At 43.3% G+C, this 16,249-nt stretch carries 13 protein-coding genes; 8 read left to right on the forward strand and 5 right to left on the reverse strand.

Features of this window, described 5'->3' with window-relative positions; genetic code table 11:
- The 6 genes from Q7V21_RS05120 to Q7V21_RS05145 form a co-directional block, all read left to right on the forward strand.
- The coding region (locus Q7V21_RS05120; RefSeq protein WP_304916250.1) for an IS3 family transposase at positions 1-187 on the forward strand (187 nt) is incomplete at its 5' end.
- An 82-nt stretch (positions 188-269) separates the two neighbouring features.
- The gene (locus Q7V21_RS05125) at positions 270-2,120 is read left to right on the forward strand and encodes a DDE-type integrase/transposase/recombinase (protein ID WP_014707134.1); all 1,851 of its coding nucleotides are present in this window, start codon (positions 270-272) and stop codon (positions 2,118-2,120) included.
- A gap of 8 nt (positions 2,121-2,128) precedes the next feature.
- Positions 2,129-3,088: an ATP-binding protein gene (locus tag Q7V21_RS05130; protein WP_304916251.1), complete on the forward strand. Its 960-nt coding sequence runs from the start codon at positions 2,129-2,131 to the stop codon at positions 3,086-3,088.
- A gap of 9 nt (positions 3,089-3,097) precedes the next feature.
- Positions 3,098-4,645 (forward strand): hypothetical protein, encoded by a 1,548-nt coding sequence (locus Q7V21_RS05135; RefSeq protein WP_304916252.1) that lies wholly within the window; start codon positions 3,098-3,100, stop codon positions 4,643-4,645.
- 8 nt (positions 4,646-4,653) lie between these two features.
- Complete coding sequence (locus Q7V21_RS05140; RefSeq protein WP_304916253.1) at positions 4,654-5,694, forward strand: site-specific integrase; 1,041 nt, start codon at positions 4,654-4,656, stop codon at positions 5,692-5,694.
- Positions 5,695-6,344: 650 nt separating this feature from the next.
- Complete coding sequence (locus Q7V21_RS05145; protein ID WP_304916254.1) at positions 6,345-6,698, forward strand: antitoxin Xre/MbcA/ParS toxin-binding domain-containing protein; 354 nt, start codon at positions 6,345-6,347, stop codon at positions 6,696-6,698.
- Between the two features lie 720 nt (positions 6,699-7,418).
- On the opposite strand, the gene cadR is transcribed toward Q7V21_RS05145, so the two are convergent.
- Positions 7,419-7,826: a Cd(II)/Pb(II)-responsive transcriptional regulator gene (gene cadR / locus Q7V21_RS05150; RefSeq protein ID WP_304916255.1), complete on the reverse strand. Its 408-nt coding sequence runs from the start codon at positions 7,824-7,826 to the stop codon at positions 7,419-7,421.
- Positions 7,827-7,984: 158 nt separating this feature from the next.
- Here cadR and Q7V21_RS05155 point away from each other — a divergent pair, with 158 nt between their 5' ends.
- Both Q7V21_RS05155 and Q7V21_RS05160 read left to right on the forward strand, forming a co-directional pair.
- Positions 7,985-8,599 (forward strand): SHOCT domain-containing protein, encoded by a 615-nt coding sequence (locus Q7V21_RS05155; protein WP_304916256.1) that lies wholly within the window; start codon positions 7,985-7,987, stop codon positions 8,597-8,599.
- Positions 8,600-8,800: 201 nt separating this feature from the next.
- Positions 8,801-9,634 (forward strand): cation transporter, encoded by an 834-nt coding sequence (locus tag Q7V21_RS05160; RefSeq protein WP_304916257.1) that lies wholly within the window; start codon positions 8,801-8,803, stop codon positions 9,632-9,634.
- 14 nt (positions 9,635-9,648) lie between these two features.
- On the opposite strand, the gene Q7V21_RS05165 is transcribed toward Q7V21_RS05160, so the two are convergent.
- The 4 genes from Q7V21_RS05165 to Q7V21_RS05180 all read right to left on the reverse strand — a co-directional run bounded on the left by Q7V21_RS05165 (position 9,649) and on the right by Q7V21_RS05180 (position 16,213).
- The gene (locus Q7V21_RS05165; protein WP_304916258.1) at positions 9,649-10,536 is read right to left on the reverse strand and encodes a cation diffusion facilitator family transporter; all 888 of its coding nucleotides are present in this window, start codon (positions 10,534-10,536) and stop codon (positions 9,649-9,651) included.
- Between the two features lie 97 nt (positions 10,537-10,633).
- Positions 10,634-13,747, reverse strand: a complete 3,114-nt coding sequence (locus tag Q7V21_RS05170; protein ID WP_304916259.1) for an efflux RND transporter permease subunit — start codon at positions 13,745-13,747, stop codon at positions 10,634-10,636.
- A 13-nt stretch (positions 13,748-13,760) separates the two neighbouring features.
- Positions 13,761-14,909 (reverse strand): efflux RND transporter periplasmic adaptor subunit, encoded by a 1,149-nt coding sequence (locus Q7V21_RS05175; protein ID WP_304916260.1) that lies wholly within the window; start codon positions 14,907-14,909, stop codon positions 13,761-13,763.
- Positions 14,910-14,914: 5 nt separating this feature from the next.
- Positions 14,915-16,213, reverse strand: a complete 1,299-nt coding sequence (locus Q7V21_RS05180; RefSeq protein WP_304916261.1) for a TolC family protein — start codon at positions 16,211-16,213, stop codon at positions 14,915-14,917.
- Positions 16,214-16,249: the final 36 nt, after the last annotated feature.

Raw genomic sequence — 16,249 nt, forward strand, 5'->3', positions numbered from 1 at the left:
CTTTTTCTCAACGCTGAAAATAGAGCGAGTCAACAGAAGGCGGTATAAAACCCGTAATGAAGTTCGGGCGGATGTATTCGATTACATTGAACGTTTTTATAACCCGAAACGTCGTCATTCGACATTAGGCGGAATTAGTCCAGTAGAATTTGAAAAAGGCTATACGGGCTTAACTATGTGTCCGTGAATTTGTGGGAAACCCACTCAGCTTGATCAATCATGATGATTAACGGATTTTTGTGATCTGAAAATTCAGGAGAACAGCTATCATGAAATCTTCAATAAATGAGAATATTCAAGTAAACATGGAAAACTGGTTTCCAGTGGATACAAGTAATTTCAGCACAAGTAAGCTAAGGAAGTATAAACAAAGAAAAAAAGCGCTTGATCTTTATCTTTCCACACAATACTCGTTAGAACAAGTAGCTGTGATAACAAAGCTATCTCAAAGCGAAATAAAACGTATACGCAAACGAGCCCTAACACTCTCTGAAAATGGCATATATTTCGGATATTTAGCTTGCATACCTAATCTGAATCTCAAGGGTTATAAACGTTCGAATCCTCTAATGCTGGCTGGGGCTGGTAGATTTAATTATTTTCTTGAGAAATTCCCAAATGTTAAACAAAAACTCGACGCCTGGGCACTCGGTCGCTCAAGCCCCAGTCACGTGGCAGTGAGGGGAAGATTTTATAAGAGAATCTATAAAGCTTTCAGACAATGTTGTCAGGATGAGGGGGTAGATATTAATTTCGATTACCCATTTACTAATAATGATATGGGAATGGGAGCTGTAAGAAATTATTGTGTAAGGTTGAAGAATTCACATTTTGCACAAGCCGCTAAAGTTGATTATGGTGACTCGTCAGGTAGGTTGTGTGTCAATAGTGTTCATTCCATTTCGCCAACAGCATCTTTACAACCATATGATGTGGTGCAACTTGATGGTCACAAAGTTGACACTGAAATTTCCATAAAGCTAATGGATGAATACGGGGATATTCAGAGGGTTAATTTATCTCGGATCTGGCTGTTAACGCTCATCGATACAGCGAGCCGAGCAGTATTGGGATATTCAATAAGTCTGAAGCAAAACTATTCTTCTGAGGATGTTTTAACTTGTATCGCTGGTTCTTTGCAGTCATCCGAAGCAATGTTGCCTGGGCTACCTTATTATGAGATTGAAGAATGTAAAGGTAGACTTTTTAATTGCATAAAATTTGATAATGCATTCTCCCAAACGTCTTCTTGGTTACAAGAAAAGTTAATAGAAATAGGGGTTCAGGAAGTTATTACAAATAGGCCTGCAAGGCCTCGTTCAAATGCGATTGTAGAGAGATTTTTTCAAACTCTTGAAGAAGAATCCTTCCATCAATTTCCAACTACCACTGGTAGTTCTCCAAAAGATCCAAGAACAAGAAATCCACTCAAAGCAGCTAATGATTTAGCTATTCATGTAGAAGATATCGAACATGCAGCTAAGCTGACAATTCAGTGGTATAACAACTGCCCACATTCGTCCCTCAACGGCAGTAGTCCACTAGAATTTTTAAACAATTCCTTATTGCATAAGTCTGATTTAGTTCGTTCTTTAAGTGAAGACGATTTATCTTTGGAAAAACTCTTTAAACGACAGTTTCCACTGAAAATTAGAGGGAATAAGGCTCAGGGCCATCCTCCATATGTTCAATTCAAAAATGCCCGTTATAGCAGTCCTACTTTAACTTCCAGTCCAGAGTTGATCGGTGAATCAGCCATTTTCGAAACAGATATCAGAGATATACGTAAAGGAAGATTATTTAAAAGTAATGGAAAATATCTTGCTGAAGTTTCAGTAAATCGACAATGGGCAGAACACCAGCATTCATTAAGAGATCGGATAGCTATCCTAAAACTTGCAAAGGATAAGAAAATCCAATTTGAAGGTAATTCACCTATTACTAAATACATAGATTTCCTAGCAGAGCGCTCTTTAATCAGCAGAAAAGAGCGTAATGAATATATAAGAGTGAGCCGTATCCTTAAAAAGGATGTTCAAGAGAAGAAAAAAGAGATAAAAACTAAAGCTTTTATTCCAGAAAAAACCATATTTTTGTCTAAAATTTCTAACTTAAGGTAGTCAATCTCATGACAACTTTCGAGGACAAAGATCAAATTCATCCGTTGTTACAAGATAATGCTATTTTTCCTACAAGAGCGCTCGAAGAATTTATCAATACTCTTCGATATTGGCTAATGAATCTTCTTCCTGGGGGTATTGTTTACGGCAATCAACGAACAGGAAAAACTCAAGCATTAAGATATCTCATTAACAATATACAAACATCACTTGGAGAAGATATCCCAGCTATCATTCTAAGTGCATGGGAACCAACCGCAACTAGCACTACCGAAAATCGTTTCTTTGGCGAGTTACTTTATGCATTAGGGTATGCAATTCCTAATTCGGGTACCGCTGCCATTAAACGGAGGAGGGCTATTGACTTTATTATTGGTAAAACCCGAGATAAAAAAGAACATAGGTATTTGTTAATTATTGATGAAGCTCAATGGTTGTCCAGTAGCCAGCTTCGATATCTAATGGATATCCATAATCAACTCAAATTTGCCAATATAAGACTAATTACAATTCTGGTTGGACAGCCAGAACTACTTATGATGAAGAATGATCTTCGCACCCGTAAGGAACGACATTTGTTGGGGAGATTTATGACCGACAGTCATGAATTTCATGGATTACAAAATTTAAATGATTTAAAAAGAATCATGCATTCTTTAGATAATGACTCTGAATTCCCAATTGGTTCCGGTTGTTCATACACACAGTTTTTTGCACCTCTTGCATATCAGCGAGGATGGAGGGTAGAGCAAGATGCTGACTTAACTTGGCGAGTGTTGAATGAGATGCTGGCTAGCCAGGGTATTACTACAGCTGGGCCCGGCTTTCCAATGCAACCTTTCACTGCATATTTCATATGGTTATTTCGTACTATTCAACAAATGGACTCACCAGAGTTTACTCTCACCGAAGGGCTAATTGAAAGAGGACTGCTTCAAGTAGCAATTCAGTTTCAAGACCTGGGCTAGGCTCAATAAATGCTTTTACAAGCCAATAACTTAATTGGATTATCTAAAAGGGAAGTTCTTGGTGAATCGATACTCGGAATTATGAGTAAAACAGCCGTAGATAATTATTTATGCTGGCGTGAAATAAAGCTGATTTTTTTAAGTAAACCGGGTACATGCCCTCCTTTAAATAGTACCCTTGATGCTTCTCAATGTGTCGGTATAGATTTTTCTGCTTTAAACAGCTTCTATTCATCGGAAGGAGACTATGAAAAAAGTTTTTGTAGTTTTTATTTTCCAAGTTGGGTTCCCTGTGATCGCCTCGAAAAATCACAATTGTGCCAACAAAATATAACTATATGCCCAGAATGCGCAAAGCTGGGTAAACATCTATTTCTTCACCAAATCAAATTATTCGGTTTCTGCCCTATACATAAAATCAAATTACACGATACCTGTTCAAGTTGTTCAAAACAGATTGGATACTTCGAAATTGATTCGGGCAATAGAAAAAATGAAATTTACAATGCTTTTAAATGCAAGTTTTGTGGTCATGAAAATCTTACCTTTAATAATATCTCATCCAAAAATTTAAAATTATTTCAGAACAATTTAAAGAGCTTTTTAAAAGATTATGAGGTTTGGTTAACCGATCTTAACAAAATATATTCGCAATATGCTTGGATGAATATTTATGGCAATTTGAACATAGCTTTGACACTCTCAAAGCCTCCTGAACAAGTATGGAAATCACTACAAGACACTGTGTTTTTTATAAAGGGTGAAGTTGAATATGAACTGTGCTCAGGAGCACCAAAACTACCTGATAGTGATTCGATTTTACAAAAACAACTCAGTTTTAATAATTTATGCCAAGAACTATTGCTGTTTAGTCACGATCAGCTCACAAAAATTGAAAGAAGGTTCAATATAAGCAGAAATCAATGCAGGACAGCATATTTTCTAACTCCGTACATCAATATATTTTTTGGGGAAAACTATACGATCTGGGCACATGCTTACGTTGAGCTTTGTCATGCAATGAATTATAGATATCAAAGAGCTCATGAGTTAAGTGATGTATTCAGTTCACATCATTGGCTAATAGGGATGTGGTATGCACATTTTGCTGCCCCTTTACTCAAGTACTTCGAAATTCATGATGCAAATCACGTGCGGACGCTTGTCCAATTAAGCAAAATCTGGATCCGTAGGTTTATAGTTCAGCTCTTTAGCCACGAAGTCTATCGATTATGTAAAGGGCTGATCGGGATTGAACAAGATATATGGGGAAGATTGATAGACAGAGTGGGGGAAGACCATCCATTATTTTCATTAGTTGTGGCTTACAAAATGGAGCCAGGAACAAAAAAAATTTGGTTCTGGAGGGAGGGCCCGGCGATAAAAGATTTAATTATTTTGCAAAAATCCGGCTTCAACGGATTTACCCCAATTAAGCAGCAATGCTTTTCAAATTACAGAAAATTACATTCTGTTTTCAAAATCAATGATAAACCACTTAATAAGCATTATTATTTAGAGATGCTATCAAAAAAACCAATAGTAAAAACAAGTTGAAATAGCTTATGATAATATCTCTTATCAAAAGTAATAAGCAGTTAAAAAGGGCATCAAACTTGAGTGAAGATCACGACGACTTTCCAGATGTCATTAAACAAGATTTACCAGTTCTAATTGGAAAATTACCTGCCGGTTCAAATCCGGTAGATACCTATCTATCTGGTAAAGCCGATCACACTAAGCGAATGGTCAAAAGTCATATGAATAAGATTGCTGTTTTATTCGGATATGACAGTTATCTTTCAGCTCCTTGGGGAAGTCTGAGATATCACCATGTGCAAGAATTACTAGGGCAATTGAAAAATGACGGTTACGCACCCAAAACCATCAACGCCATCTTAGCTGCAGTTAGAGGTGTGGCTACAGCAGCATTTAATATGTATCAACTTGATGGTGACGATCTTGAACGTATTCGTGGTGTGAAAATGGTGCGTGGATCACGATTGAAATCTGGAAGAGTTGTCCCAGCTGGAGAACTAAGTTCGTTGATATACACCTGTATTAGTGATGTAGGTCCTGCCGGAATACGAGATATAGCAATAATTGGCATTCTTTATATATGTGGCCTGAGAAGAAGTGAGGCTGCAGCCTTATCTTTTAAGGATGTAAATGTCGAAAACAGAGAAATACGTTTGATTGGGAAAGGTAATAAAGAACGTAAAGTCTTCATGGATTCTGGAACACAAGCTGCATTAGGTGATTGGATAACACTTCGCGGTGACTGGCCAGGCACATTATTTTGCCGAATTCTTAAAAGTGGCAAAGTGATTCAAAATACGAGTATGACTGACCAAGCGATATACGGAGTCTTAACGAAACGATGGAAACAGGCCGGGACACCGGCATTAACACCCCATGATTTCAGGAGAACGTTTATATCAAGTTTATTAGCTAAAGGTGTTGATCTATTAACTGTGCAAAGAATGGCTGGGCACAGTGATCCACGAACAACCAGTGGTTATGATCTGAGACCTGAAGAAGATATGAGAACTGCTGCAACAATGTTGCATTTACCTTATCAAAGCATCATGAATTCAAAAAACTAACGCGAGCATAAGACACACTTTTAGTAACGTGTCGGAGCTTTGGACATACTTTTAGTACAAAGGTCAGAGCTTAGGACATAGTTTTACTACAAAGAGACAGACTTTTAGTCCTGAAAAGGACATGCTTTTACTAAGAATCACAACCGATCCCATCTTCTAAAATCCTTCTTTGACAGAGTTAAGCCAAAAAAACCGGCTGCAGAAATTAATGGTCTGATAATGTCAGTTATCAGACTATCTGTCAAAAATTGCAGTTTTATAAGAAACTGACGGATTTGGAGTATCAGGCAAAAATATGTGAATTAAGTATCAGCCTTGTCATCACTTGCCTGATTATTATTGTGATTCTTACTAAAAGCATGTCCTTTTCAGGACTAAAAGTATGTCTCCTGGCACTAAATGTGTGTCCAATGCTGCGGACTTAGCACTAAAAGTATGTCCAATGCTCAGACGCGTGACTAAAAGTATGTCTTATGCTCGCGTGAATTCGTTAACTTGGGAATTTACTTTGATATGGTAAGTGCAGCATCGTTGCAGCTTCCCTCATATCTTCCTCTGGTCTTAAATCATAGTGACCTCCTCCCCCACGAAAACGATAACCAGTGGTAATTTTTGACGATTACAATAGTAATCTTTCGTCATTGGATCATGTGCGTGAGATCAAGCGCGGTTATCCAATTACTCTCGTTGCAGAAATAAGAGCCCGACTCGGGCTAACTGAAAGTGAGCTGGCTAACTTGCTTGGAATTTCAATTCGGACATATCACTTAAGAAAATCTACAGGCCATATGAGTAAAAGAGAATCAGAACGACTTTACCGCTTTTGTTACTTGCTTAACTTGGCAAAACACGCTCTTGAAAGCAAAGAGCATGCTCAGATTTGGCTGCGAACACTTAAAAAAGCATTAAATGGAGAAACGCCATATCAGTTTTGTGACACATCACCAGGTTATCAGGAAGTAATAAATTTACTGGGAAGAGTTGAATATGGTGTGTTTTCCTAACTCCACTTAATTATTAAAAATGACGATCGGTAGAGGTGTAAATGAACAACAAACTATACCCCCAAATTTAACATCAAACCTCAGTTAAGGAAGCTTACTAGATATTGATGAGTAAATGAAAAATGAATAGAAACAATGTCAGACAGACCTCTAGACGTTCACCTCAAGATACAACTAGATATGTTCAACGGTTTCGTGCACGGGTCGTTAACGCCTTGAGTGAGGCCAATTCAAGTTACGCTACTTGGGTTACACCAGCAGATGTGCGAGAAAAAATAAAACAGAAGGCCCAAAAGAGATAAGGGTTAGATTTATGTACAAGGTAGCTCTCTAGTAAAGCTGACAACATTACCTCTTATTCGTCAGTTCGAGCAGATCCCGGGTGGACTCTCCTGCTACCAGAGAAAACTCACGTTCATTATTTGGACTCTGTCGTAAGGGAACGCCGAGAAGCAGGTTCTTAGGGATAATGGTAAGACCTGATTTTTACTTTGAAGAAATAGTCGTACTTTTAGTTCCTATTGAGTTATCAACATCGTAAAATCAAAAAGTTAAGAATGATAGAAAGGCTTACTTTTAGTAGGAAGTACAGCAGTATGCTAAAAATACACCACTATAGTTAACGCTCAGTGATAAAAAGCCGCTCTATTACGAAAAAATCGTGAATCGAGCCTGATCTGACAAATCTCTGTCTGTCAGCTGGGCACTGAATTACGATAACTAGTAGGAATGTATCTTTGGATCGCTAATTTCAGCAAGTACCCCACACGTCTCAATTTCCCGCTCATTGCTGCAACTCGCTCTTAGTGAAACAAGTTGTTTCTCAAGCGCTTGCATAGCGGTTATCTGAGACCGCACATGAGATATGTGATCATCGAGCAAGCTATTAATCGCGGCACAAGGTTGATGCGGATGTTGCTGGTAGCTCAGAAGTTTGTGAATTTCTACCAGTGACAGATCCAGTTTTCGGCAGCGCCGTATAAAGGTGAGCTGCTCTCCATGCATCTTCGTATAGCTGCGGTAACCGTTCTCTTGTCGATCAGGCGGTGACAACAATCCCTGCTGTTCATAGAAGCGGATTGTCTGTGTTTCGACCCCTGCCAACTGAGCCAATTGTCCAATACGCATCCTCCCGCCCCCAACATTTATTTTGCTCTATTGACCTTATAGCGACTATATGGTTTTTAATATTTTTCATCAAGCTTCATTTACTGAAGTCATATTGGAACGAAGGCCAAAATAGATTTCATGTGCTACAGAGTCCAACATTACTGGGGTAAACACTCATGAATAAGCGCAATCGTATGTTACTTGGCGGTACGGTAACCGTAATGGTTACTTCACTAACTGCATTACCTGTCATGTCAGCTGATAAGACCCCCTTTGAAGCACGTGAGATTCAACGCCCTGCCGATAATGGTCAAAAAATCGCCCAAGCTATGTGTGGTAACTGTGGTGGAAATTGGGAAGGACGCTACGGAGGCATGAGGGGCGGCATGATGCCTAATGCCTCCGATACGGTGGAATTACCTGAACTGAACTCTACCGGGGCGAGGCTGATTAAGCAGTACTGCATGCAGTGCCATGCATCACCAACCCCTAAACAGCATACTGCTTCCGCTTGGCCAAACATCGTGGCTCGCATGAATACGCGTATGCAATGGATGAGCAGCAATAATAAAGCAATGAATATCAAGGCGCCTACAGAAAACGAGCTGCGCACAATCACAGCCTACCTGCAAAAGCATGCTGCACAGCCATCGAATGCAAATACGCAAGGACCACAAGAGCCCCTTGTCCCAGGAAAATCAGCTATCGAAATTCTTCAGGATCGTTATGCACGAGGAGAAATCGACCGCAAGGAATACTTACGCATGCTCGAAGATTTGAATAAACGTTAGATGAGGGCCGGTATTTTCGTGAGCAATATTGCTATTCTGCTGAGTGTGAAATAAGGCCTTCAGAGTTCATCCTACGATTCATACTGAATTGCTACTCATTGGGTATAGCCTCTAAAGCCATTTAAAATCGTAATCAAAGAAGTGTAAATGAGCAAAAGTAATCCCAAGAGTTTAAAACTATTATCTATACATCGGTAAATAATGCGCCATATGACTGAATATAGTTTTGTCAGTGAATACAGAGTTCCGAAAATGGACTGCCCTTCTGAAGAGGGGATGATCCGCATGGCATTAGACGGGATTGAACCCAGCGTTGTACTTCAATTTGACACGCCTAATCGCAAAGTCCGCATCTTCCACGGAGACAATGCAACAACGATTGAGTCGCAGATGCAATCATTGAGGTTGGGCGCCACACTTGAAAAAACTGTGCCCGTGGCAGATAAGGCTCTTGCTAGTGCATTGGATGCAGACGCTAAAGCATCACTGCAAGAAGCTGGAATTCTGAAATGGTTACTGGCGATCAATGCCACCTTATTTGTGACTGAATTATTTGTAGGTTGGTGGGCAGAATCGACCGGGTTGATTGCCGATTCTCTTGATATGTTTGCAGACGCCGCAGTTTATGGCGTCTCCCTCTATGCCGTTGGGTATAGCGCTAATAAGAAACTACGTGCTGCGCACTTTTCCGGTTGGTTGCAGTTGATACTTGCCGTTGGTGTCCTGGCTGAAGTCCTGCGGCGATTCATCTATGGCAGTGAACCATTATCCAGCATTATGATCATGATGGGACTAATCGCTCTCGCTGCTAATGTGACCTGCTTACTTCTTATTGCAAAAAAACGCCATGCTGGCGCTCATATGAAAGCCAGTTGGATTTTCTCCGCCAATGACGTCATAGCCAATTCTGGCGTTATCCTGGCAGGTTTGTTGGTTTCATGGACAGGTTCACACTACCCCGACTTAATCATCGGTTTGGTGATAGGACTTATTGTGATGAATGGGGCCCGACGCATATTACAACTGCGTGACTAGTCCCTCAACGTTAATTAGTGAGCGGATTCATCACGGCAGTATTCTTGTTTCAACTCGATCTCGATGGTGGTATGAGCCAGACTGAATGGTTTTAAAGTCTCGGCTACGGAATCTTTGATGCTGTTGTATCGCCCGTTTTCAAGGCTGCCCTCAATCACGAGATGAGCCGTCAGGACATGCTGTTCACCATCGAGTGACCAAAGGTGTTGATGATGAATGTCACTGATACCATTGGTGTTTAAGAGTTTGTGTCGGATCTCATTATGCAGGGTCTTATCGGGCACTGCCTGCAGAAAAATCTTGCCGGTCTCCCAGAGGTTGCGAATCACATTGACTAAGATAAACAAGGTAAATCCGACTGATAGCAATGGATCAAGTATTGGCCAGTCCACGAATTGCAAGATCACCGACACAACCAGCACAGCAACCCATCCCAACACGTCTTCCAGTAAATGCCAGTTCAGCACTTTTTCGTTCATCGTGCTGCCTTTGCTAATACGATAAGCCGCAAACCCATTAATGGTCACACCCAATATGGCTAATGCGAGCATACCTTCAGTGACTGGCATCACTGGATCAGAAAGACGGGGTATGGCCTGAGTGAGCACCCAAATGGAACCGGCAATAAGCACAATACTGTTTAAAAAGGCACCAAATAAGGTTAAGCGGCGGTAACCGTAGGTGAACTCATTAGTAGCCGTTTTCTGCCCCCAGCGTGATAACAACCAGGCACTGCCAAGAGAGAGACTATCGCCCAGATCATGTACCGCATCGGCCATAATCGCGGTACTGTTGGTCAGCAGCCCACCAATAAACTCAATGACCGTGAAACCCAAATTCAGCAAAAACACCAGGCCAATACGTCGTGAACTCGTCTCGTCCTGACTGTTGTGATTATGCATAAAACACTCCAATGTACTCAACAACACAGCGATTTCTTGAGATGAGATACGCCGTTGCTGGTCATATCATGACCAGCAACGGACTCAGCATCGCCGGCTAGCTTTTTTTATCTCTACTATGAATCAACTTATAAAGTGCCGGTAACACAACCAGCGTCAATAACGTTGAGGAAATAATGCCCCCAATCACGACTGTCGCCAGCGGTCTTTGTACTTCAGCGCCGGTACCGGTATTGAGCGCCATAGGAACAAACCCCAGACTTGCCACTAAAGCGGTCATCAATACGGGGCGCAACCGCGTCATCGCGCCCTCGACAATCGCTTTATGCAAGTCTCCGTGGCTATGCCAATAGTCGCGGATAAATGCCAGCATCACCAAGCCATTGAGCACTGCAATCCCTGACAAGGCGATAAATCCGACACCGGCTGAAATAGACAGCGGCATATCTCTGATTAGAAGTGCCATTACGCCCCCGGTTAGCGCCAGTGGCACACCGGTAAAAATAATGGCTGCATCGCGGAACGATCCCAACACGGTCACCAGTAAGCCCATGATAATCAGTAGCGTTACAGGAACGACGATGGACAGTCTTTGACTGGCTGACTGCAGCTGTTCATAGGTGCCGCCATATTCAACCCAGTAACCAGCTGGAAGCTCAACTTGCTCTGCAATCTGTTGCTGTGCATCCTCAACGAATGACCCAAGGTCACGTCCTCTGACATTACTGGTCACAACGACCCGTCGTTTGGCGTTTTCCCTAGAAATCTGACTGGGAGCCTGGGTCAATTCGACTTTAGCTACTTCAGAGAGAGGGACATAATCGCCATCCGGCAGGCTGACTGGAAGCACTGACAGCGCTTCAATATCTTCTCTGATTTTTTCCGGTAGACGTACCATAAGCTTGAAACGCCGATCGCCATCATAAATGAGACCAGCCATACCGCCGCCCACCGCTGTGGAAACCATATCCTGCAGATCATCAACATTGAGACCATAACGTGACATTGCCATGCGCTTAGGCTCGACGGTCAGCATGGGCATATCATCAACCTGCTCAAGACGTGCATCCGCGTTACCCGGGATCTGCTGCACGACGGCGAGAACTGCCTCTGCATTTTGCTTAAGCAAGTCTAAATCGTCACCGTATACCTTAATGCCCAAATCAGCACGAACCCCTGAAATCAGCTCGTTAAAGCGCATTTCAATGGGTTGGGTAAACTCATAATTATTGCCTGGCAATTGTTTAACCGCAGCTTCAATTTGAGCTAAGAGTTCGCTTTTAGGTAATTCCGGTTCAGGCCATTCACTTCTTGGTTTAAGGATTAGGAAAGTATCGGCCACATTAGGCGGCATTGGATCCGTGGCGACTTCTGGCGTGCCTAATTTAGCAAAGACTTTATCGACCTGCGGAAATTCCTTTAACCGTTGTTCGAGCAGTTCCTGCATTTTGATGGATTGCTCAAGACTGGTACCGATACTGCGCAGTGCCTGCAGTGCTATATCCCCCTCGTTAAGTTGCGGGATAAACTCAGAGCCCATTTTGCTGGCCATATTGATCGATACCGCAACAAAAATAGCCGCAACGAGGAGAACCACCCAGCGCAATTTCAGGCTGAGCAACAAGACAGGACGGTAAAGCCATTTTGCCCCACTGATAATGAGGCTTTCCTTTTCCCTAATTCTGCCTCCCATGAACGTTGCTAGTGCGGCCGGTACGATGGTGAGTGTAAAAATCATGGCAGAAACCAGGGCAATAATAACGGTTGCAGCCATCGGTTCAAACATTTTGCCCTCAACACCGGTGAGGGCAAACAGGGGGATGTACACGACAGTAATGATCGTCACACCGAACAGACTGGGCCGTATTACTTCGTTAGTGGCTTCAAAAACAACCTGTAATCGTTCTTTTAAGGGTAATATTCCCCCAGTCTCTTTTTGTGCAATAGAAAGCCTTCGAATCGCATTTTCGACAATAATCACAGCGCCATCGACAATCAAACCAAAGTCGAGCGCCCCCAGGCTCATCAAGTTAGCAGAAATGCCCGCTTGCTCCATACCGGTAAATGTTGCCATCATGGTCAGCGGTATGACGGCCGCAGTAATTAATGCGGCGCGAATATTACCCAAGAATAAAAACAACACAACAATGACTAGCAAAGCACCTTCCAGCAGGTTTTTCTGCACGGTCTTTATTGCCTTGTCGACCAGTGTTGTGCGGTTATAGACCACCTCAGCTACGACGCCTTCGGGTAATGTAGTCTGTATCGACTCAAGTTCCTTTGCGACCCTTTCAGAAACCTCGCGTGAGTTTTCCCCGGCCAGCATCATCACCGTGCCTACAACGGTTTCTTTACCATCACGCGTACCCGCGCCGCTACGAAGCGGTTTGCCGATGACGACCTCGGCGACATCTTTGACTAATACCGGGCGATCATTGATATTTTTCAACACCACATGGCGAATATCGTCGATGGTCTTGAGTTGTCCAGGTGATCGAACCAGAATTTGTTCGCCGAACCGCTCAATATAACCGGCCCCCCGGTTATCATTGTTTTGCATCAATGCCTGTTTCAATTCACTTAGGCTGACACCAAAGTTTAATAACTTGGTGGGATCTGGCTGAACATGATATTGCTTGTCATAGCCACCACTGGTATTCACCTCAGTGATACCTTTAACACGTTCTAATCGCGGCTTAATTACCCAGTCCTGTATGACCCGCAACTCGGTGGCATTATAAGGTGAACCATCATCCTGCTTGGCACCTGGCTCGGCTGTTACCGTGTACATCAGAATCTCGCCCAGCCCCGTCGCAATAGGACCCATTTCAGGTTCTAACCCTTCTGGTAGTGAGCCTTTGATGACCGCGAGACGATTATTGATAAGATTACGAGCGAAATAGAGATCCGTTCCTTCCTCGAATATCACGGTGACTTGTGATAGACCGTAGCGCGATATTGAGCGGGTGTAATCAAGATTTGGCAGGCCCGCAATTGCTCTTTCGACCGGGTAAGTGATGCGCTGTTCTGCCTCCAGTGGCGAATAACCGGGTGCATTGGTATTGATTTGTACTTGTACATTGGTGATGTCAGGTACCGCATCAATCGGTAGTTTCTGATAACTCCATAACCCCAGACCGATGATGAGTAATATCAGGGACAACATCAGGCCCCGTCTCTCTATTGAGAGCGATAGAATGTTATTTATCATGTTGGACTCCGTATTAATGGGCGTGTGCCGCGCCTTCTTTTTCCAGATCAGCTTTGATGAGATAGCTGTTTTCTACGACGATTTCGTCGCCTTGCCGGAGTCCGGAAATAACTTCACTGAATCTGCCATCCGAAATACCCAACTTCAGGGGTTTGACCTGATACTTTCCATCTATTTTGTGAAAGGCAACTTGTGAGCCTTCATAACGTTGTATGGCACTGTTGGGAATTCTGATGTCAACAGTTTCTTGCTGGATAATGACCTGAGCCTCAACCAATAAACCCGGAAACAGTGCAGCTTCTGTGTTTTCAATGGGGACACGGGCGATTCGGTAGGGTTTAGCCTGATCACTTGGCAGCAACTGCTTGATGGTGGACACAAACTCTCGTTCACCGTTCATCATGTAAACTTTCTGGCCAGCTTTCACTGCAGAGGCCTGTTCAGGGAAAACTTTAAGCTCAGCCCAGAGTGAACTCGTATTGGTGATGGTGAACAGAACTTGTTCAGCTGCGACTTCGCCTGTGCTGGCCTCTTTTGCTGTAATGGTGCCAGAGATTGGGGCAAGCAAATTGTAACTTTGCAAACTGTTATTGGACTCCACACTGGCCAATAATTGCCCTTTTTTGACCTCATCTCCAAAGTTCACATTAACGCGGGTAATACTGCCCGGGAAACGGGCTCTAACATGACTCACCTTATCGGGTGAAAGCGCAAGCCTGCCATAAAGCTTAGTTGTCAGTGACACCTCTCCAGCAAGGGCTTTCGCGGTCGAAAGACCTTGTTGACGGGCCATGTCATCACTAATTTCTACATGTTTTTCATCCTCACCTTCATGCCCTTGTCCGTGCTCACCCTCATTACCTGTCTCAGGTGAAGCATGTTCACTGTGAGATTCAGTTGAATTCTGCGTTTGTTCGTCATGCTGATGCTGATCGACACTGTGCGACTCGTCTTCTTTGTGCGTAGAAGTCTCAGACGCTGAATCATGCTTATGGTCAGCTTCTGATTTGTGTTGTTCAGTTTGCTTATCACCATGTTCATGCTCGTTTTGAGCGATAACAGGTGATGCTGCGGTTATCAGCAACAGTGCCGACAGGATTGATAGACCGCTGTTCAAGGAAAAGTTAATCCATCGTTTTTCAAACATTTTTTTCTGATACATTTTGTTTACTCCATTTCAGCCAGTGGCTCTGCTGTCAGTTGCTCAATTTCAGCTTCGTATTTGAGTGCTGCTGTGGCAGCCTCGATAACAGCACGTCTGGCGTTGAGCAAATCCTGCCTGACAGTGAGTAAATCCAGATAACTATAGAGTCCACGCTGATAACCCTCGCGGGTCTGCTCCAAACTTGTATTCAGTTTTGGGATGATTTGTTCCTGTAGCTTCTGAATACTGATGATTGCTTGGCTACGGCCTGAATAGGCGCGATACAGCTGAGTGTGAAGCTGTAACAACAAGTCCTGTCGGCGATAGGTCACTTCATTTCTGGCGGCTAATGCTTCTTCTATCTTGCCCTGAGCCCGCTCTCGGCTGAACAATGGCATGGAGATACCCGCAACCAACGCTGTGTCATCTATGCCTTCATCTCGCCGAATGCCAACTGACCAGGTCAGGTCAGCAACTTGCTGGGTGCGCGCCAGCCGAACTTCCGCATCACGAATGCGTGTCTCTGCGGCAAACATTTCGATCTGTGGATTTTGTTGTGCCTTAGAAAATAAAGCATCAAATGGCACCGCTTCGTTAAAGGAATAGAGTGAACCTGATACCGTGTCAAAAGCAGGTTGATAGCTGCCCCACAAGTTAGCCAGCGCCATGCGATTGGCTTCAAGCTGTCTCTGCTCTGCAAGCAAGGTCAACTCGGCTTGTTGAACCGCAGCTTCAGCACGGCCCAGGTCGGCCTTAGGCGCCACCGCAGCGCTCACTCGCCTGTCGACTTCTGCTAATGTTGTCTGTGCAAGTTCCAGCCCTATTTCTGCTAGTTTTACTCGCTCCTGACTATTGAGTACGTTGATGAACCGTCTTGTCACCTGCCCCAACAAATCGAGCGCTTTGACTTTGCGCTCAACACGAACAACTTCACTTTGTTGTTCAACCAATTCAACACGCGATAGGCGTTTACCGCCCAACTCTAATACGGATGACAAAGTCACTCGCGTTTCAAGGGACTTGATACCGCTCAGCTGCCCGGTCCCGGCCACATTTTCGACTTCTGCACCTGCAACATAAGCCGGTTTGAGATTAGCAGTTTTTTTCTGCGCTTCCAGTTGCTGCTGTCTTAGAGGAAAAACTTGCAACGAAGGATGCTGTTGTAGCGTTTGTTGCATCGCTTCCCTCAGACCCAATGCCTTTTCTTGTTGCCCGGCATCAGCATAGGTGAGCGGCGCCATCGCTGTTAGAAGCAATGAATAAACTAAAGCAAGCACAACGGGCTTACGTGAACTCTGCACGCAATCATATTGCTTTTTCATGAAAGAAATCCTGTATATCTGTGAACAACGGACTCA

The sequence above is a fragment of the Methylophaga sp. genome (genome assembly GCF_030651745.1).

Coding starts and splice junctions, on each gene's coding strand:
- Q7V21_RS05175 (WP_304916260.1), bottom strand. CDS start 14,909: ATGTATCAGAAAAAAATGTTTGAAAAACGATGGATTAACTTTTCCTTG.
- Q7V21_RS05160 (WP_304916257.1), top strand. CDS start 8,801: ATGCGCCATATGACTGAATATAGTTTTGTCAGTGAATACAGAGTTCCG.
- Q7V21_RS05125 (WP_014707134.1), top strand. CDS start 270: ATGAAATCTTCAATAAATGAGAATATTCAAGTAAACATGGAAAACTGG.
- Q7V21_RS05135 (WP_304916252.1), top strand. CDS start 3,098: ATGCTTTTACAAGCCAATAACTTAATTGGATTATCTAAAAGGGAAGTT.
- Q7V21_RS05170 (WP_304916259.1), bottom strand. CDS start 13,747: ATGATAAATAACATTCTATCGCTCTCAATAGAGAGACGGGGCCTGATG.
- Q7V21_RS05140 (WP_304916253.1), top strand. CDS start 4,654: ATGATAATATCTCTTATCAAAAGTAATAAGCAGTTAAAAAGGGCATCA.
- Q7V21_RS05180 (WP_304916261.1), bottom strand. CDS start 16,213: ATGAAAAAGCAATATGATTGCGTGCAGAGTTCACGTAAGCCCGTTGTG.
- Q7V21_RS05165 (WP_304916258.1), bottom strand. CDS start 10,536: ATGCATAATCACAACAGTCAGGACGAGACGAGTTCACGACGTATTGGC.
- cadR (WP_304916255.1), bottom strand. CDS start 7,826: ATGCGTATTGGACAATTGGCTCAGTTGGCAGGGGTCGAAACACAGACA.
- Q7V21_RS05130 (WP_304916251.1), top strand. CDS start 2,129: ATGACAACTTTCGAGGACAAAGATCAAATTCATCCGTTGTTACAAGAT.
- Q7V21_RS05155 (WP_304916256.1), top strand. CDS start 7,985: ATGAATAAGCGCAATCGTATGTTACTTGGCGGTACGGTAACCGTAATG.